This window comes from Acinetobacter brisouii (assembly GCF_008993995.1).
GTDB lineage: Bacteria > Pseudomonadota > Gammaproteobacteria > Pseudomonadales > Moraxellaceae > Acinetobacter > Acinetobacter brisouii_A.
Map to the genome: position 1 here is coordinate 1 of NZ_BKNN01000004.1, position 19,019 is coordinate 19,019.

19 protein-coding genes and 1 riboswitch are annotated in these 19,019 nt (G+C 41.9%); of the genes, 10 read left to right on the forward strand and 9 right to left on the reverse strand.

The features are described 5' to 3' along the window. Positions 1-200: transposase family protein (locus GBN19_RS01915; protein WP_308469259.1), on the forward strand; the 200-nt coding region annotated here is incomplete at its 5' end. A 14-nt stretch (positions 201-214) separates the two neighbouring features. Here GBN19_RS01915 and GBN19_RS01920 read toward each other — a convergent pair. From GBN19_RS01920 to GBN19_RS01945, 6 genes are all read right to left on the reverse strand, one after another. Beyond that, entirely contained in the window at positions 215-1,393 is a 1,179-nt protein-coding gene (locus GBN19_RS01920; protein ID WP_151776958.1) for a heme biosynthesis protein HemY, read from the reverse strand. Between the two features lie 9 nt (positions 1,394-1,402). Then, positions 1,403-2,236: a hypothetical protein gene (locus GBN19_RS01925; protein WP_151776959.1), complete on the reverse strand. Its 834-nt coding sequence runs from the start codon at positions 2,234-2,236 to the stop codon at positions 1,403-1,405. Further along, positions 2,233-3,000 carry a uroporphyrinogen-III synthase gene (locus GBN19_RS01930; protein WP_151777002.1) on the reverse strand — a complete coding sequence of 256 codons (768 nt, stop codon included), beginning with the start codon at positions 2,998-3,000 and terminating at the stop codon, positions 2,233-2,235. The genes GBN19_RS01925 and GBN19_RS01930 overlap by 4 nt, the downstream gene beginning before the upstream one ends. 2 nt (positions 3,001-3,002) lie before the next feature. Then, the gene (hemC, locus tag GBN19_RS01935) at positions 3,003-3,923 is read right to left on the reverse strand and encodes a hydroxymethylbilane synthase (protein WP_151776960.1); all 921 of its coding nucleotides are present in this window, start codon (positions 3,921-3,923) and stop codon (positions 3,003-3,005) included. An 84-nt stretch (positions 3,924-4,007) separates the two neighbouring features. Further along, on the reverse strand, positions 4,008-4,748 hold the full coding sequence (locus GBN19_RS01940) for a LytR/AlgR family response regulator transcription factor (RefSeq protein ID WP_151709340.1): 741 nt from the start codon (positions 4,746-4,748) through the stop codon (positions 4,008-4,010). 43 nt (positions 4,749-4,791) lie between these two features. Beyond that, on the reverse strand, positions 4,792-5,934 hold the full coding sequence (locus GBN19_RS01945) for a sensor histidine kinase (RefSeq protein ID WP_151776961.1): 1,143 nt from the start codon (positions 5,932-5,934) through the stop codon (positions 4,792-4,794). Here GBN19_RS01945 and argH point away from each other — a divergent pair. Together argH and GBN19_RS01955 are read left to right on the forward strand one after the other, a co-directional pair. Further along, positions 5,925-7,358, forward strand: coding sequence for an argininosuccinate lyase (gene argH / locus GBN19_RS01950; RefSeq protein WP_081407025.1), 1,434 nt, complete (start codon positions 5,925-5,927; stop codon positions 7,356-7,358). The two genes, GBN19_RS01945 and argH, sit on opposite strands and share 10 nt — an antisense overlap. A gap of 13 nt (positions 7,359-7,371) precedes the next feature. Further along, positions 7,372-7,644: an oxidative damage protection protein gene (locus GBN19_RS01955; protein WP_151709337.1), complete on the forward strand. Its 273-nt coding sequence runs from the start codon at positions 7,372-7,374 to the stop codon at positions 7,642-7,644. Positions 7,645-7,962: 318 nt separating this feature from the next. On the opposite strand, the gene phoU is transcribed toward GBN19_RS01955, so the two are convergent. Further along, entirely contained in the window at positions 7,963-8,685 is a 723-nt protein-coding gene (gene phoU, locus GBN19_RS01960) for a phosphate signaling complex protein PhoU (RefSeq protein WP_151776962.1), read from the reverse strand. Positions 8,686-8,990: 305 nt separating this feature from the next. On the opposite strand from phoU, the gene GBN19_RS01965 reads away from it, so the two are divergent. The 7 genes from GBN19_RS01965 to gluQRS all read left to right on the forward strand — a co-directional run bounded on the left by GBN19_RS01965 (position 8,991) and on the right by gluQRS (position 16,333). Beyond that, on the forward strand, positions 8,991-10,085 hold the full coding sequence (locus GBN19_RS01965; RefSeq protein ID WP_151776963.1) for a hypothetical protein: 1,095 nt from the start codon (positions 8,991-8,993) through the stop codon (positions 10,083-10,085). Between the two features lie 65 nt (positions 10,086-10,150). Next, positions 10,151-11,032: a DMT family transporter gene (locus GBN19_RS01970; RefSeq protein ID WP_151776964.1), complete on the forward strand. Its 882-nt coding sequence runs from the start codon at positions 10,151-10,153 to the stop codon at positions 11,030-11,032. A 77-nt stretch (positions 11,033-11,109) separates the two neighbouring features. Next, a riboswitch (TPP riboswitch) is annotated at positions 11,110-11,232 on the forward strand. Positions 11,233-11,323: 91 nt separating this feature from the next. After that, a complete protein-coding gene (thiC, locus tag GBN19_RS01975; protein ID WP_151776965.1) occupies positions 11,324-13,219 on the forward strand; it encodes a phosphomethylpyrimidine synthase ThiC in 1,896 nt (631 codons plus the stop codon). Positions 13,220-13,294: 75 nt separating this feature from the next. After that, positions 13,295-13,903, forward strand: coding sequence for an NUDIX domain-containing protein (locus tag GBN19_RS01980; protein ID WP_151776966.1), 609 nt, complete (start codon positions 13,295-13,297; stop codon positions 13,901-13,903). A gap of 24 nt (positions 13,904-13,927) precedes the next feature. Beyond that, entirely contained in the window at positions 13,928-14,716 is a 789-nt protein-coding gene (locus tag GBN19_RS01985) for a metallophosphoesterase (RefSeq protein WP_151776967.1), read from the forward strand. A 213-nt stretch (positions 14,717-14,929) separates the two neighbouring features. After that, positions 14,930-15,442 carry an RNA polymerase-binding protein DksA gene (dksA, locus tag GBN19_RS01990; RefSeq protein WP_151709330.1) on the forward strand — a complete coding sequence of 171 codons (513 nt, stop codon included), beginning with the start codon at positions 14,930-14,932 and terminating at the stop codon, positions 15,440-15,442. Positions 15,443-15,445: 3 nt separating this feature from the next. After that, positions 15,446-16,333 (forward strand): tRNA glutamyl-Q(34) synthetase GluQRS, encoded by an 888-nt coding sequence (gluQRS, locus tag GBN19_RS01995; protein WP_151776968.1) that lies wholly within the window; start codon positions 15,446-15,448, stop codon positions 16,331-16,333. Between the two features lie 27 nt (positions 16,334-16,360). On the opposite strand, the gene ftsW is transcribed toward gluQRS, so the two are convergent. Further along, a complete protein-coding gene (gene ftsW / locus GBN19_RS02000; RefSeq protein ID WP_151709328.1) occupies positions 16,361-17,554 on the reverse strand; it encodes a putative lipid II flippase FtsW in 1,194 nt (397 codons plus the stop codon). A 14-nt stretch (positions 17,555-17,568) separates the two neighbouring features. Next, a complete protein-coding gene (gene murD, locus GBN19_RS02005) occupies positions 17,569-18,918 on the reverse strand; it encodes a UDP-N-acetylmuramoyl-L-alanine--D-glutamate ligase (protein ID WP_151709327.1) in 1,350 nt (449 codons plus the stop codon). Positions 18,919-19,019 lie beyond the last annotated feature (101 nt).

The following is a 19,019-nucleotide window of genomic DNA, read 5'->3' on the forward strand; positions in this document are numbered from 1 at the left end:
ACAAAGGTGGTAACTTGCATTCTGAGCTCAAAAAATACAACCGAGAAATCAATAAAAGAAGAATAGGAATTGAGCATGTATTTGGCAGACTCAAAACCTTTAAGATTCTTGCTGGACGTTATCGAAACCGAGGCAAAAGACTGGGACTAAGGTTTAATCTAATTGCTGGAATTTACAATAGGGAGTTGAGCAAAAAATGATTTATGAAAGAGGTCTAATTATTATTGCCTTCAAATAATAAATTTAACTGCTGCAATAATACTTCATTATCTTTTAATTGATTTTTAATTCTTAAATAACTCATTAATATATTATCTGGATATAATTCCAATAATTTTTCTGCACCCTCAAAACGTTGGGTTGCCTGATAAACAAACCATCGCGCAAAACTAAATACAGGAATATTAGGATATTTTTCTTCCCACATATTTAACTGTTGTTCAATTTTATCATAATCAGGGTTTTGCTTAAGCAATTGTTTTTCAAACCATAAATAAAAAACTTCCTGATCAAATAATTCATCTAGCAAGTTTTCTGCAAGCAAAGCATGCATCTGACTCATCTCAGGTAACCGCGCTAAAATTTTCAACCATAAAATCTTGTTCTGACGAGTAGCCTGCTGAATTTTAGTGTCTTTATACGTTTCATAGCGCTGCTGCAAAACCGTTAATTCATCTGGATTGGCATGTTCAAAGTTTTGTAAGACCTGCTGTAACCAGATGGTTTTATCCGCATCATGTAGATTGCCAAATTGAGTACTCTGCAAATATAACCATGGAAACTGTGCTGCAAACTGCCCCCATAATCGTGTTAGACATTGTGCATAACCTTGCTGAATATCTCTCAACCATGGAGAAAGTTCATGTTGAGATAAAAATTCCAAGTGAGTCAATGCTTGATGTGCATTATACTCAGATAAGTAAATCTTAATTCGTTGTAATTCAGCCAACTCAAATGCCATTGCCGAGCTTTTTTCCAGTAGATTTAAAGCTGTTTGATTTTCACCTTGCTTTGCTAAAAAATAAGCTTGAATTACCTCATTCAGTAGTTGTGATTGTTTAAAAATCCCTTCAACCATGTTTCTTTTTTCTTGGTTTGCATCTAGCAACCACAAAACTGCTAATTTTTCATAAGGGTGTAAATGTTCAAAATTAAATACTTTTTGCTTACGTTGCTCAAGTCGACCAAAATAACGTTTTAATAACAACCATAATACCTGCCCAATTAAACTGAGTAACACCAGAAAAATGAGTAAAGCCCAAAAATTACTTTGAATCTGCCAATGACGGAAATAAATATAAACATAGCCTGATCCATAGCCATAACTTAAAATACTGACAACAGCAACCAAGATCAGTAGCACAAATAAATATAAAGAAAGAATTTGTTTCATGCCTGACCTCTAATTCAATATTGCCAGTGCGGTCAATTTAGGTGCAGTTACCACAGGAATTTGTTTGGCCTTTTCTAATAACTGTTCTAAAGTTTGGCGGTTAAATGTTGGAGCTTGAGTGAGTAACTGATTTACATCCAATAAAGTTTGTTGGTATTGATCATATTCACCAGAATTTAGCAATTGTCTGGCGAGGACTAACCGCAACTGGATTTCCTTTAAAACCAAACGCTGGTTCATTAATTCTGTTTTTGGCTGATCTGTCGATTCGACTTTGAACCAACCATTCCAGAAATGCTTTTTCTGCAAAGGCTGATATTGTTGAGTTTGCCGAGATAATAATTGATTCAATTGCTGATCAATCTGGCGAAATAATAAATGTAGCTGATCCAATTGATTTTGGTGGTTATCATGATATTGCTGCAGATTCTGTAAATCCTGACCAATTGCCTGATATAAACTTTGCTGCAAAGCAGGCGACAACTGATAATTTGCAATGTCATGATTCAACTTTTGTAATTGTTCAAAAGCATAAACTTCTTGCTGCTGTTGCAAAGCAAACTGTACCAATTGCAGTTGTTGTTTGACCAAAATCGTAGGATTTAAACTCTGTTGATTGGCTAGTGGAGCATTGCTCGTCGCTACAGTTGATGCTGTTGGTGCATCGTTGAATTGACGCTGTAATGCCACCACTTGATCATTGACATTGGCATTGGCTTGTTCACTATGCAAAATGCGCGTTTGTAGCTCTTGCAATTGTTTTGTGTTTTGCAGCACATCATAGTTGAGTTTTGCAATCCAAAATAAAACCAATAGGCTCGAGGCTACAACTAGCTTTCTCATGCGCTACCTTTGTGTTGAATTAGAAAATGGCAGATCTGCTCAGGGTCTAAATCATCTAGCTGATGCGTGACCAATGGCATCTGCTGCTGCCTAACCAAGGTGGTTAAACGAGTCCCTAAAGTTAAATACTGACATTGAGATAAAATGTCGGGGCTATTTTGACATAGTTTAAGCCAGTTCAACCAACTCGCTTCACTACTTATACAAACCCATACAGACTGATGTTGATGTCTAAATCTGGACTGAAATTGTTCAAACTGAATGTGAGCCTGCTCAGGACATTGACGTTGATACAACACAAAATTTTGAATCTTTACTCCACGCTGCTGTAAAGCGTCCATCATAAACTGGCGTCCACCACGCCCTCGCCAAAATGCTACCTGTTTTACCGCTAAATTTTGCAAAACAGGTAACGCAAGCATACCTTCCGATGTTTCAACGTCAGGAATGCTTGCAGAAATTCCATAATCTTTTAAGCGTTGTGCTGTCGCCTGCCCTACTGCAATCCACTGTATATGCGCCAGACTCGACATCTCAATTTGGCTTACTTGAAGATATTGCATTCCTACATCAACGGCTGTTGGACTCACCACCACAATCACTTGTTTATCAGCAAGCTGTGCATAAAGTGCTGCGAGTTCTGCCGAATAGGGCAATCCCGTCAATTCAAGCAATGGCAGTTCAACAACCTCTATACCTGCTCGATTTAGTCTTTGACTCAGCGTAGCAGCACGCTGAGTTGGTCGCGTATTCAGCAACAACATCATTAGTGCTGTAAAGCCTTGAGTAATTCACCTGCCCCTTGAGCAAGTAATTGTTGAGCTAAGGCTTCACCAAGTTGGGTTGCATCAGCAACTGCACCGTGTACTCGTGCTTTTAGTAGAACCGTGCCATCGACACTTCCCACACGCCCTTCAATTTGCAACTGTTGATCATGTAACGTTGCAAAACCTGCGATTGGAACTTGGCAGCCCCCTTCCAAGTAGGCATTAAATGCACGTTCAGCCGTCACACACGCTTGTGTTTCCGCATGAGCCAATGGTGCGATTAAATCCAGAACAGTTTGATCATCTGTGCGACATTCCAAACCCAATGCCCCTTGTCCAACCGCAGGCAGGCTCATTTCAACCGCAACATGGTGACGAATACGTTGCTCAAGCCCTAAGCGTTTTAAACCCGCACTGGCCAAAATAATCGCATCGTATTGACCATCATCCAATTTTCCAAGACGTGTTCCAACATTGCCACGTAAGTCTTTAATAGTCAGATCAGGACGCTGCTGTAAAATTTGACATTTACGGCGTAGACTGGATGTACCCACCACCGCACCTTGAGGTAGCTCATTAAAGTGTGCGTAGTGATTCGATACAAAAGCATCCATTGGATTTTCGCGTTCACAAATCACGGCTAGACTTAAGCCTTCAGGCAGTTGCATTGGAACGTCTTTCATCGAATGGACAGCTAAATCAGCACGCCCATCGAGTAAAGCATTTTCTAATTCTTTTACAAATAAGCCTTTACCACCAATTTTTGCCAATGGTGTATCGAGGATTTTGTCCCCTTGCGTCACAAAAGTGACCAATTCTACAGTTAAATACGGATGCAGTTGCTCAAGTCGACTTTTAATATGCTCCGCTTGCCACAGGGCAAGTGGGCTTTGACGAGTCGCAATTTTCAAAATATTCATAATGGATGAAGTCTGAGCATTGAAATAATGCACTAAACTTAACCTGATCTAATAAAAATGCAAGACCCAAACCCAAAAAACTGTTTAGAGTTGCTGCATGGACTCACGTAACTGCGGCAAATGCCGACGGCTAATCACAAGACGTTCGCCAATCTCACGTAAGCGTACTTGGTACTGCCCTGAACAAATGCTTTCAATACCATCAAGAAAATGGATTGAAACCAAAGCATTACGATGAATTCGAATAAATTTTTCAGGAAATTCAGATTCTAGATCTTTCAAAGTTTCATCAATCAGCACACTGCCTTTTTGATGGCGAATCGTTACATATTTTTGATCTGCCAAAAAATAATAGATTTGATCGACAGGAATTAATTCTACGCCACGATGAGATTTAGCCGTAATATGTTGACGTTGCTTCTTCGCTACAGGTGCTGCTTCTTGTGGTTTTAACTGATTCATCTGTGCCTGATTAGGTTTACAGATCTGATCCAAAACCTCTCTCAGTTCAGTTTTTGCAATTGGTTTTAAGAGATAGGCTTGTGCTTGCGACTGAAATGCTTGTAATGCATGCTGATCATATGCCGTGCAAAATACAATAGCAGGTTTAATTTGTAGTTGTGCCAACTGACGGGCACAGCTTAAACCATCCATTTCAGGCATTTGAATATCCAATAAAATCACTTCAGGCTCATGGGTCAAGACCAAGTCATAAACTTGCCCACCATGTGTTGCCGTTGCCACCACCTGATGTCCTAAATCAGTGACTAGGCGTTCCAGTCGCTCAACTGCGAGTGGCTCATCATCACAAATTAAAATATCCATACGCGCTTTATATTCCCCCTATCTGTTTTGTTTCATCCGCTTATTATTGATACGGATAGGTTAAGATTGTGGTAAAGATGCCTTGCCCCGCAAAACATTGTATATAGGCAGCATCGCCATAATAGGCACGTAGCCGTTGTTTAACATTTTCTAATGCAATGCCATTGCCTTGGCGTTGCCCTTGTTGTTGTTGTAAATATGGATTGGTAATCACAATATTGACTTGTCGATCAAGAATCTCGACCAATACACTGATCTTACACGGACTGCTTATTTTTTCAACACCATGAAAAATACTATTTTCAAGTAAGGGCTGCAAACTTAATACAGGAATTTGAATATATTGCAATGCCTGTAGATCAGGTAAGCGCCAGTCCATTTCTAAACGATCTCGCAGACGGATTTGCTCAATTGCAATATATTGACGACATATTTTTAATTCTTCTGCCAAACTGACCAATTTCAATTCCTGAAAACTGACCCGAAATAAACGAGATAAATTAATCAACATATCCTCAGCTTTATCTGGATCGGTCGCAATCAAGCTGACGACACTATTTAAGCTGTTAAATAAAAAATGAGGTTGAATCCGTGCCTGCATCGCCTGAATACGGGCTTGCAACTCGCTATGTTGTTGTTTAAGCCACTGATTTCTTATATATAAATATCTCAAACAGAACGCACTCATCAACACCCCATAACTCAAGTGCAATCCAACACCATCCCACCAGCGCGATCCCTCAAATAATCGCTGCCAACCAAAATGCACCCACAGCAAAAGCGCATTCAGAGATAGGCTACTGAGTAAAATGATTGCCTGTAATAAAAAAAAGGCGGCTGTAAATGCCTGAGTATGGTTCATTTTATTTAAAGGCTGTTCTAGTTTTTGTACAGCAACCACAAATGCCAAAATCACCCAGTAAATATAGAGCAAATATTGAAGCGTATGTCCCCAGCTCATAACCTCCCAACCACCTGATTCTGCAAGACTTAATGTAAGTGCCAAAATACTACTGGCTGCAAATAATTCGATTAAGTGTTGCCAACGCCCTATTTTCGTAAAAAAATAGGCAGACTGATTGTGCAGCGCGTCGCTACTCTGGACTGAATGATGATCTTGAGCATCGGCAAGTTGCTGAGCTTTTGTTATACTGCTTTTTATTTTACTGAGCCGCCATGACCACATCTTCTCATTCCTCTAATACTCCGCAAACCAATGAAACCTCAGGTATGTGGGGAGGTCGTTTTACTGAAGCTACTGATGCCTTTGTTGCTGAATTTACTGCATCTGTACAATTTGACCAACGTTTTTATCAACAAGATATTGCAGGTTCGATCGCACACGCGACTATGCTTGCTAAAGTCGGCGTTCTCACTGAAGCTGAACGTGATGATATTATTCAAGGCTTGACTGAAATTCGTCAGGAAATTGAAGCGGGTACGTTTGAATGGCGTATCGACCTTGAAGATGTTCACATGAACATTGAATCACGTTTGACCAATCGTATTGGCATCACAGGTAAAAAACTACATACAGGTCGTAGCCGTAACGACCAAGTTGCAACCGACATTCGTTTATATGTTCGTGATGAAATTGACGACATCTTAAAACTACTTGAACGCCTACAAAAAGGCATTCTGGGTTTAGCTGCAAAAAACACCACGACGATCATGCCTGGCTTTACCCATTTGCAAACGGCACAGCCTGTGACTTTTGGTCACCACTTAATGGCGTGGTTTGAAATGTTGGTACGTGACAGCGAACGTCTGATCGACTGCCGTAAACGTGTTAACCGTATGCCACTTGGTTCAGCAGCTCTTGCAGGTACAACTTATCCAATCGACCGTGCGTATACTGCCGAATTGTTAGGCTTTGAAGCCGTAAGTGAAAACTCGCTCGATGCAGTTTCTGACCGTGATTTCGGCATTGAATTCAATGCGGCTGCATCTTTAATCATGATGCACTTGTCACGTATGTCTGAAGAAATGATTCTATGGACATCGGCTCAGTTCAAATTTGTGAATATTCCTGACCGTTTCTGTACAGGTTCATCCATCATGCCACAAAAGAAAAACCCAGATGTTCCTGAGTTAATTCGTGGTAAGACAGGTCGTGTTTATGGTGACCTGATGAGCTTGTTGACCCTCATGAAAGGTCAGCCATTGGCATATAACAAAGACAACCAAGAAGACAAAGAGCCTTTGTTTGATGCGATTGATACCGTTCGTGGTTCACTTATGGCATTTGCTGACATGATTCCTGCGCTGGTTCCAAACATCGAAGTGATGCGTGAAGCAGCTCTGCGTGGCTTCTCTACCGCAACGGACTTGGCGGATTATTTGGTGAAAAAAGGCGTGGCATTCCGTGATGCGCATGAAATTGTGGGTAAAGCAGTTGCTCTTGGCGTACAGGAATCGAAAGATTTGTCTGAACTCAGCCTTGAACAATTACAACAGTTCTCTGACCTGATCAGTGAAGATGTATTTGAAAAAGCATTAACCCTTGAGGCTTCTGTCAGCGCACGTAACCACATCGGTGGTACTGCTCCTGTACAGGTTGCTGCAGCAATTGAGCGTGCGCACGCACGTTTAGCTAAACTCTACGCTTAAGGATCAATAAGATATGACTCGACAAGTCTTTTGCCGTAAATATCAAGCGGAAATGGAAGGTTTGGATTTTGCACCGTTCCCAGGTGCAAAAGGACAAGAACTGTTTGATAGCGTGTCTAAACAGGCATGGCAAGAATGGTTAAAACACCAAACTACACTGATTAATGAAAAACGCTTAAATGTGTTTGAACCAGACGCGAAAAAGTTCCTTGAAGAACAGCGTGAAAAGTTTTTCAGTAATGATGATAGTGTTGAGAAAGCAGAAGGCTGGACAGCAGAGAAATAATATTTTTAACCATAAAAATATGATCTTGTACTGACCATTCGATAAAAAAAGCAACGACCAGATCGTTGCTTTTTTATACAAAATTTACGTTATATCTACAAACAAGCATAGAAAATAACAAGTCCTCACAGGACTACACATGACAACTTCTTAAACGATGGTTATGATGTTTTTAACAAGGCGAAGTTCTTGCTGATATAACGAATTACCCTTTTATAGATCCCAGATCACCCCCAACTCTGGGATTTTTTTTATTCTCAATAAGCATAAAAAAAAGGTGAAAATCATTTCACCTTTTCAAAGCCAGTGAGTCGTCAATTAACGGCTATGTACTCGCTGCTCAATTTCATCAACGCTGGTATGACGCACATCTAAGCCTTTGACAATATAAATCACCTGTTCTGCGATATTACGTGCATGATCACCAACACGCTCTAATGAACGCAGTACCCACAGCACACTCAAAACTCGTGAAATATAACGCGGATCTTCAATCATATATGTCATAAGTGTACGTGTTGCAGACTGATACTCACGGTCAATATCTGCATCGGCACGCAAAACGTGCAGGGCTTGTTCAGCATCTAAACGTGCAAATGCATCGAGCGCCTCATGAATCATGACCCGTACCTGATTTCCAATATGTCGCGTTTCCATGAAACCTCGAGGCGATCCCCCTTCTTCACACAGACTTTGAGCAATATTGGCAATTTTTAAGGCTTCATCCCCAATTCGTTCCATATCCGTATTGGCTTTACTCATCGCAATCACCATACGCAAATCAATGGCTGCAGGATGGCGACGTGCTAAAATCAGAGTTAAACCTTCATCAATCTCACATTCTAGGCGATTGACATTTTTTTCCTGATACTGAACATCAAGAGACATACTGACATCTGTATCGAGTAGCGCATGAATGGCATTGGTGACTTGTTGCTCGACTATCCCTCCCATCGCCATAAATTTAGCATTCACTTCTTGTAAATCTTCATTGAATTGTGAAGAAATATGATGCGCTAAGATGGGGTTTTTAAGGCTCAAGAGAAATCTCCAAAATCGAGAAACGAATAATCGTATTGAAGCATACAGCGCATGACGCTTTCATGACAGCAAGCATTATTTTTTGATCTGAGTTTTAAAATCTTAGAGATTTTATGCCTATTTTTTTGAAAAAACATACTTGTTTACATGCTAAGGGTATATCGCTGCTTTTCTTGACACTTCGCTAAATTTATTAACCAAAGTTTGCAACTCTACAACAGCTTTTATTGAGCAATCGACTGAAAATATCCTGAATAAATTCGCACTGTTAGAAAACATATCCATCTAAATTCTGAGGTTGATCTATGCCGTTGAGACTAGGGCGCGTCACGTTGCTGCTCGTGCTGTTGATCGCAGGCTGCCATCAACAATCTAGCGAACCGCATCGGGAAGAATCTCAACCGCATGTTGCACACAAAACAGTGATGTCTTTATGTAATCTGCTCAGCCAGCAAATGCAAAATATCAATAGCAGCAGCTCAGTCGAAGATTTGCAATTTGTCAATCAGCAGCTTGAAAAATGCCTACCACAAATTCCAATGCAACAAAGACAGCAACTTCTCTACGCCTCAACCAGTATGTACCAACGCTTTTTATCCACAGAGCGTACGCCTGAGCAAGAGCAGGCTTTTGACCAATATGCCATGAATAGCAATGGCTATGCCACCAGTTATCAAGCTCAATTTGCTGAGCGTGATCGCTACTTACTGCAACATCAGGGGAGCCGTGCCTACTTTGAGGTCTATGACTCTGGTGATACAGGCATTATGTACCGCCGACAGCCACAGTATTTACTGCATATCTTTGCGCCTTACTTACCCAAAACCGAACAAATTTTTATTAAAAATCTTGCTGCTCAAAATGAATTTCCGATTTTATCGGGAAGTACATTTAATGTGTCGTGGTCTGAAATTTCTAGACGTGCGCGCTTTTGGCAAAATTATGTCAATGAGTATGCCAACAGTGCTCTGATTGATGATGCTCAACGCTTAAAATTCAAATATGCCCAATTTCTGTTTCATGGCATCAGTAGCTTGCCTGTCTCTACAGATTATGTCGGTGAGGATTCGATTAATCCTGAAGCTTTACAGGAAATTAAATATCTTGCGGCTGAAGATCATTCTGCATTAGGTTTACAAGCAGAAAAATTCTTACAGTTTATCCAGATTCCCACAGCGCAACGTGACCAAGATCTGCCGATTGAACTCAGCCCAACCGAAAAACGTTCCAGTCAGTATCAAACAATTAAAACCATTAAACAGTTAGACCGTTATATGGGGCTTTATGACCCTCTAACTTTAGATAGTACCCACATCAATCGTGACTGTTTAAGTGATGCAATTTGTATTACACATGCGGGGAAGGTCGCCAATAGTTTGGTCAGTAAACAACAGTTCTAGACAATGCCGTAAAAATAGCCAATTTATGCTATCTTGAGCAGCGATTTAAACTTTTCTCTCCCATCATGACCTCTGCTCCTTCAGATCCGTTAAAAGCAGTTGCTTGCCTTATTGTTTCTGCCTTTTTATTTTCCATTATGGGGGTCTGCATCCGCTATGCTTCACATAGTGTTGATAATTCAACCGTGGTATTTTTCCGAAATTTTGTTGGATTATTTATTTTTATTCCAATGTTAATCCAAAAAGGTCCCAGCTTTTTTAAGACTGAAAAACTCTGGATGCACCTTTGGCGCAGCATCGTTGGCTTATCCGCCATGTATGGATTTTTCTATGCGATCGCCCATTTAAAACTCTCCAATGCCATGGTGTTTACCTATTCCTCACCAATTTTTATTCCCCTGATTGCTTGGCTGTTTCTCAAAGAACGCATTACTAAATCAATGCTGATTGCTGCTGCAATTGGTCTCACAGGCGTACTCTGCGTTGCAAAACCCGATTCTGGCATGTTCAATAGTATTTCCCTGATTGGTCTTAGTGCCAGTTTCTTGGCAGCAATGGCTTTTGTGACAGTACGTGCCCTGACCGACACTGAACCTGTTGAACGAATCGTGTTTTATTTTTGTGTGTTCGGCTCTCTCGTCTCTGCCATTCCGATGTTTTGGCTGATTCGTCCCTATCATTTGCATGAACTCGCCTTTTTAGTTGGCGCAGGTTTACTCGCCAATATCAGTCAAATTTTCATGTCGAAAGCTTATAGTCTTGCACCTGCGGGGCAGATTGGCCCTGTGAATTATGTCGCGATTATTTTTGCAGGAATTTGGGGTTATTTATTTTGGGGAGAGCTGCCTGACTACACCAGTTTGATTGGTTTCACTTTAATTTTCACCTCAATCTTGCTATGTAACCCTGTGGTTTTATCCAAGCTCAAAATTAAAAAATATTTCTAATTCAAATCATTAATTTGAACCGCTTAGCATTTTTCCCCTAGAGTCTTTTTTCTCAGATAAAACATGCTAAGCTGTTGCCATGCTTGACGGAGCGCGAGTAATACCTCGCTGAGATTGTGTCAGTGCCTTTGCATTTAAACACAAGTACCGTTGAACCTGATCAGGTTAAGACCTGCGTAGGAATCAAGCCATCTAAAAACTACAGCCCTCTTTTTATCTTTTTTACAAGATAAATCCGCCAGGTTTTTGGTCGTGCTTGATTCGTTGATGTCATTCATAAGGATCATGACCATGAACCAATTAACGAATCTATCCCCTGCTGATATTTCAGCACAACATGAACAAGATGCGAAAGATCTCACCCGCATTTTACCTGCATCTCGCAAGGTCTATGTCGAAGGTTCTCGTCCAGATATTCAAGTGCCTTTTCGCGAAATTTCACTGACTGAAACTCCAACAGGTTTAGGTGGTGAACACAATCCCCCTATCATGGTCTATGACACTTCAGGTGCCTATACCGATCCAAATGCACACATCGACCTGAATCAAGGTTTAGCTTCTGTGCGTAGTGCTTGGATTGAAGAACGCGAAGATACTGATATCCTCGACAGCTTGACTTCTAAATTTGGTCAGGAACGTCTACGTGACATTCGTACTGCTGAAATCCGCTTTGCGCATATTCAAAACCCGCGTCGTGCTAAAGCAGGCAAAAACGTATCGCAAATGCACTATGCCAAGCAAGGTATTATTACCCCTGAAATGGAATACATCGCCATTCGCGAAAATCAGCGTCAGCGCCACGATGTCGATATGCGTCAGCATGCTGGACAAAACTTTGGGGCACAAAACCTGAAAGAAATCACGCCTGAATTTGTGCGTCAGGAAGTGGCTGCTGGGCGTGCGATTATTCCTGCCAACATTAACCACCCTGAACTTGAGCCGATGATTATTGGTCGTAATTTCTTGGTGAAAATTAATGCCAACATTGGTAACTCGGCACTGGGTTCATCAATTGATGAAGAAGTCGCAAAAATGACATGGGCAACCCGTTGGGGTGCAGATACCATCATGGACTTGTCAACAGGTAAAAATATTCACGAAACCCGTGAGTGGATTATCCGTAACTCGCCAGTGCCAATCGGGACTGTACCAATCTATCAAGCACTAGAAAAAGTCGATGGCGTTGCCGAAAACCTGACTTGGGAAATCTTTAAAGACACGCTCATCGAACAAGCTGAACAAGGCGTGGATTACTTCACCATCCATGCAGGTGTCTTGCTCCGTTATGTGCCGATGACAGCAAACCGTCTGACAGGCATCGTGTCCCGTGGTGGTTCAATCATGGCGCAGTGGTGTTTGGCGCATCATGAAGAAAACTTCCTCTACACGCATTTCGATGAAATTTGCGAAATCATGAAAGCCTATGACGTGTCGTTTAGTTTAGGTGATGGTTTACGTCCGGGCTGTATTCAAGATGCCAATGATGAAGCGCAGTTCAGCGAATTGAAAACTTTAGGTGAATTGACCCACCGTGCTTGGGAACATGATGTTCAGGTGATGATCGAAGGGCCAGGACACGTGCCAATGCACATGATCAAGGAAAATATGGACTTGCAGCTTGAAGTGTGTAAAGAAGCACCATTTTATACCCTTGGGCCACTGACCACGGATATCGCACCGGGTTATGACCATATCACTTCTGCGATTGGTGCAGCGATGATTGGTTGGTACGGCACAGCGATGCTCTGCTATGTCACACCAAAGGAGCATTTGGGTCTGCCGAACAAAAAAGACGTGAAAGATGGCATCATCACTTACAAGATTGCTGCTCATGCTGCTGACCTTGCCAAAGGACATCCAGGTGCTCAAGTCCGTGACAATGCGTTGTCAAAAGCACGTTTTGAGTTCCGTTGGGATGACCAGTTCAACCTGAGTTTAGACCCTGACACAGCACGTAGTATGCATGATGAAACTTTACCCAAAGATGCACATAAATCGGCGCACTTCTGCTCAATGTGCGGGCCTAAATTTTGCTCAATGAAGATCACACAAAACGTGCGTGATTATGCAGAAAATCAAAAGAATGTAAACCACTTAACTATTGAAAATCAAGAAGTTGAACAAGGTTTACAAGAGATGAAAGCCACTTATCAACAAACTGGACAAAAGTTATACCACAAGGTCTAATTTTGATAAAAAAAGTGTTGCCTTAATCGCCAGCTCAGTTAGGATGAAGTGAAATATTTCATCCTAATTTTGCTTATGAATATCGTTGAGCATGCCAGCTATAATCAACACGATGTTGAAGTGACTTCACGCGAAACATTATTTAAAGGTTTCTTACAAGTTGAGAAAGTCAGTCTACGTCACCGCCTTTTTGAAAAAACAGGCTACACACCCATCTTACAACGTGAGTTAATTCATCGCCCAGAAGCTGCTGGAGTACTCATTTATAATGATCAACAACAACGCTTTGCTCTGATCGAACAATTCCGTGTCGGTGCACTCGATGATGCACAGTCACCATGGCAACTCGAAATTATTGCTGGGGTTCTCGATGGTGATGAATCACCAGAAACCTGTATTCGCCGTGAAAGCCTTGAAGAATCAGGCTGTGCGATTGATCAACTCCAGCATTTATTTAGTTTCTATCCTTCTGCGGGCGCATGTTCAGAACTGTTCCATTTATATGTCGCACAAGCCGAACTGCCTGAACAAGGTGGAATTTTTGGGGTCGCTGGGGAAGGTGAAAATATTCAATTGCATTTATTTCATTATTCTGACCTTGCACCATTACTTCGCAGTGGACGATTGGTCAATGCACCTGTGATCATGGCATTGCAATGGCTACAGCAACATATTCAAAAATAAAAGCATTTAAGTGTGATGGATGCAATGACACAACAAGCTCAGACCATTATTCAGATTAGTGATACTCACCTCATGGAACACGCAGATGCCACATTTGTCGAAATGTGCCCTGAGCATAGTTTCCATGACATCATGCAGCATATTGTGGCTCAGCATCCAGATGCAAAAGTCATCATTCATACAGGGGATGTTGCACAAGATGCGACCCCTGTCACCTACGCACGCTACCTTCAATATATGCAACGCCTTGGAATCCCTTTTTATCAAACCCCAGGCAACCATGATGATTTAGAGATTTTCCCTTATTCACAATCGTCACCCATCACCGTGATTGATCTCAAGCCTTGGACAATCATTTTACTGACCAGTGCCGTCACGGGAAAAATTGATGGACATATTGATAAAGATCAATTAGATCAATTAGATCAATTGTTACAACAAATAAATGATGGTTTTGTGCTGATCGGCTGCCATCATCATCCGCTCCATATGCAGTCCGACTGGATTGATCATCATCGTCTGAAAAACAGTGCTGATCTTTGCTCGGTATTGCATAAATTTCCTCAAGTCAAAGCCGTTATTCACGGTCATGTTCATCAAGAATTTTCACAGATTCAAGACAATATCCAATTTTTAGCCGTCCCTTCTACCTGTATTCAGTTTGAACCACAAAGCCATGATTTTGCTTTGGGACAGCATGATGCAGCAGGTTATCGTGTATTGGAATTGTATAACGATGGGCACATTGAAAGTCAGGTTTATCGTTTAGACCATCTCATTCCAAAAATAAATAACGAGATTTCAGGTTATTAACTTTCCATTTCGTGTAATTTCGATTAATTTAACTGTCTTGAAAAAGGATCGCTTGGGTAGAATTTAATACTATTCAAGTATGCAAAAAGTCTTTATGATGACGACCCCTTGAACATGAATTAAATTCTTGTTTAAGGGTGAAATAACAACAAACTTGCATATCACCATAGCGATTACGTCGATCTCGATGTATATGATGAGGAATGCCCTATTATGGCGAATGACAACCTAAACCAAGTCTTAGATGACCAAACAGATGCACCGAAACGTGCACGCAAAACCAAGCCTAAGGCTTCAGAAGGCAGTTCAACAGCAAGCTTATTCGGTATTGCTCCTTACGAGCCGAAAAAAAATGAAGAATACATGTCTGAAGGCCAGCTTGATCACTTCCGCAAAATCTTAGAAGCATGGAAAGCGGAACTGATGACCGAAGTGGATCGTACCCTCAACACCATGCAAGACGAATCTACCGCATTGCCTGATGTCAATGACCGTGCGACTCAAGAAGAAGAGTTTGCGATTGAACTACGTACCCGTGACCGCGAACGTAAACTGATTCGTAAAATTGAACAGTCTCTTGCGACCATTAAAGACGAAGACTACGGTTTCTGTGAAACTTGCGGTATCGAAATCGGTTTACGCCGTTTAGAAGCACGTCCAACAGCGACTTTATGTATCGACTGCAAGACGTTGGCGGAAATCAAAGAGAAGCAAAACAACGGTTAAACCATGAGTAAATTGCAGTCCATGCAGTCTGCTTACATGGGTCGGTTTGCACCATCGCCAACCGGCCCGTTACATTTTGGCTCCCTGCTCACCGCAGTGGCAAGTTATTGTGATGCAAAGTCACAACAGGGAACATGGTTGGTTCGCATAGAAGATACCGATATTCCCCGCATTTATCCTGACAGCGAAACGCATATTCTGCATTGTCTAGATGCCTTTGAGTTCGAACCCGATGCCGAGATCATTTTCCAAAAAGATCGCCTAGAGATTTATGAAGAAGTTATCTATCAACTTCAACAACTCAATTTGGTCTACGCCTGTCAATGTACCCGTAAAATGCTTGGTTCAAATGCCATTTATGCAGGTACGTGTCGTGATCTCAATTTAGCCTTTGAACATCAGGCGATTCGTGTCAAAGTCAATGATCAACTGATCTGTTTTGAAGATCGTTTACAAGGTCAGCACTGTTCCAACCTTGCACATGACTTGGGTGATTTTGTACTGAAACGTCGTGATGGCATTATCAACTACCAATTGGCTGTTGTGGTCGATGACTATCTGCAAGGCATGACCCATGTCGTGCGTGGTGCAGACCTGCTGGATAACACTGAACGGCAAATTTGGCTTGGACAATTACTCGGTTACCCACGCTTGCAATACATGCATTTACCTCTAGCAATGAATGCACAGGGACAAAAGCTTTCAAAGCAAAATCTGGCGCAAGCCCTTGATCCTGCTCAAGCACCGCAGCTTTTACAACAGGCGATTCGTGCCTTACATCAATTGCCCGTAGATCTAGATCGACCTGCCCGTATGCTACAACAAGCCGTAGCTCAGTGGGATGTATCACGCATTCCAAGAACAACGCAGCTCGAACAGATCTATCAATAAAAAACCACGCGATTGCGTGGTTTTCTTTTAGAAGTTGGAAACTTCCTGATTCGGATTTGTATTCTGTGTAGAGGAATCAATCTTTAAGACAAAGGCAACCATCACCGCACACATCATTAAAGATGTCCCACCATAACTAATAAATGGTAAGGTCAAACCTTTGGTCGGTAACATCCCCATGTTCATCCCTGCATTCACCAAGATCTGCATCAGGAAAATCATGCTGATACCGTAAGCCAAATAACCTGCACGTAAGTAGTTATTTTTTAATGCACGTTGCCCAATACGGATACAACATGCCAGCATAATAAACTCAAGTGCCAGCACCGTGGTAATCCCGATGAAGCCAAACTCCTCACCCAAAATTGCCAGCATGAAGTCGGTATGTGCTTCGGGTAAATAAGACATTTTCTGCATACTATGCCCTAAGCCAACCCCGAACCATTCACCGCGCCCAAATGCCATTAAGGCATTAGAAAGCTGATAACCCGAACCGAGTGGGTCTGCCCACGGATTACTAAATGAAACCAGACGTTCATAACGATACGGTTCAAATAGAATCAGGAAGACCAAGGCAATAATAATTGCGCCGATATAAAACAAAAACTGAATAATCGGTGCGCCCGCCAAGAAGAACACGCCAAACATCATCATGACAATCACGACGGTCGCCCCAAGGTCAGGCTCAGCCAAGATCAAGCCGACGGTAATGGACATGATGCCACCAAGACGAACCAGTCCCATCCAGCTATTTCGGACTTCATGCGCACGACGCACCACATAGTCTGCGGTAAAAATCGCCATCATCAATTTAGCAATTTCCGTTGGCTGTAAAGTAAATCCTGCTAGGCGAATCCAGCGAGTTGAGCCGTTGACCTCTGTACCAACGCCTAAAGCCACCACCAAAAGACCAATCGTGACAAGCCAAAAAAGGAAAGTATTTTTAAACCAATAGTCCAATGTAAAACGTGATGAAACAAAAGCCGCAAATGCAGCAATCACAATCGAAATGGCATGACGCTCTAAGAAATAAAATGGGTCATGCTGCTTGGCATCTGCATACGGCATCGATGCCGATGCCACCATAATTGTGCCGATAATCAGTAAAGTCGATACACAAAAAATGAGAACATTACGCGCTGTAATTTCCGCAGGTAATTTTGGTGCAATACGTGCATACCAAGTTTGGAATTTACTCATCCCTTGGGCAATTCCTGCCATAGATGCCCCCTTACTCATACAGATAATGCGCTAACACAAGCGACAAATTGATGCCCACGGTCAGCATATCCTTTAAACATGTCAAAACTGGCACAGGCAGGTGATAACAGCACAACATCATTTGCATGGGTCTGTTGTTGGCAAAGTTGAACGGCTTGCATCAAGCTTTGTGCATGCAATAGCGTTGTTGTCCCTTCAATCGCCTGTTCAATCACAGGTGCATCTTCACCCATCAGCACTGCCACTTTGACATATTTTTGTAGTGAATCACGTAAAGCTTTAAAGTCCTGACCTTTCCCCTGACCGCCTAAAATCACCGCCACTTTACCTTGTTGAACTTCAATGGCAGCGCCTAAACCATCAATTGCGGCTAACGTTGCGCCAATATTGGTACCTTTCGAGTCATTGTAATAACGTACGTCATTGACGGTTGCCACATATTCACAGCGGTGCTCTAGACCTTTGAAATTTTTCAAAGTTTCTAGCATCGAATCCATCGGTAAGCCAATCGCCTCACCCAAAGCTAAACATGCCAAGGCATTGGCAACATTATGCGTCCCCTGAATATACATCTCAGAACTTTTCAGCAAACGCTCACGCCCACGTGCCAACCAAATCGTACCATCTAAATCTTTTAAAATGCCGTATTGATGAATGTCTGGTGCATTTAAACCAAAGCTTTGCATTGGCGTGGTATCTGGAACAAGCGGACGAGTCAGATTGTCATCTCGGTTAAACACCACCTTTTTCACGCCTTGGAAAATACGGTGCTTGGCTTGATGATAACCCCACATATCACCATGACGGTCGAGGTGATCTTCACTCATGTTTAAGACCACTGCGACTTCAGCATTCAAATGGGATGTGGTTTCCAATTGGAAGCTCGACAATTCCAATACCAAAAGTTCAGGGTCATCTTTGAGCAAGTCCAGTGCTGGGCGACCTAGATTGCCACCAACAGCTACTTTCTTACCTGCATCTTTAGCCATTAAGCCAACTAAAGTGGTCACGGTACTTTTCGCATTTGAACCTGTAATTGCCACAATCGGCACTTCGGTCGCACGGCGAAGTAGTTGCACATCACCCACAACTGAAATTCCTTTGGCAATTGCCTGCTGAATTTCAGGCAATTGTGGTGCAAGTCCTGGGCTTAAAATAATTTCTTCAGCTTGCAGGAGCAAATCAACATCCAGCTTACCAAAACTGGTCTGTACATGACTTGGAATTTGATCATGTCCAGGCGGTGTAGCACGTGAATCAGTGACTGCAACCTGATACCCCTGTTCCACCAGAAAATTCACAGCTGAAACACCAGAAATACCAAGCCCTGCAACGACTTTCAATCCACCGCGTTGAATTAACATATTTGCCCCATCGCATTTATTTTTAAACTTGGCAAATGTTAGCACTTTGCTTTTTGGAAAGCTTTTCCCGATGATGGCTTATCGCATTTTTTTTGTATATT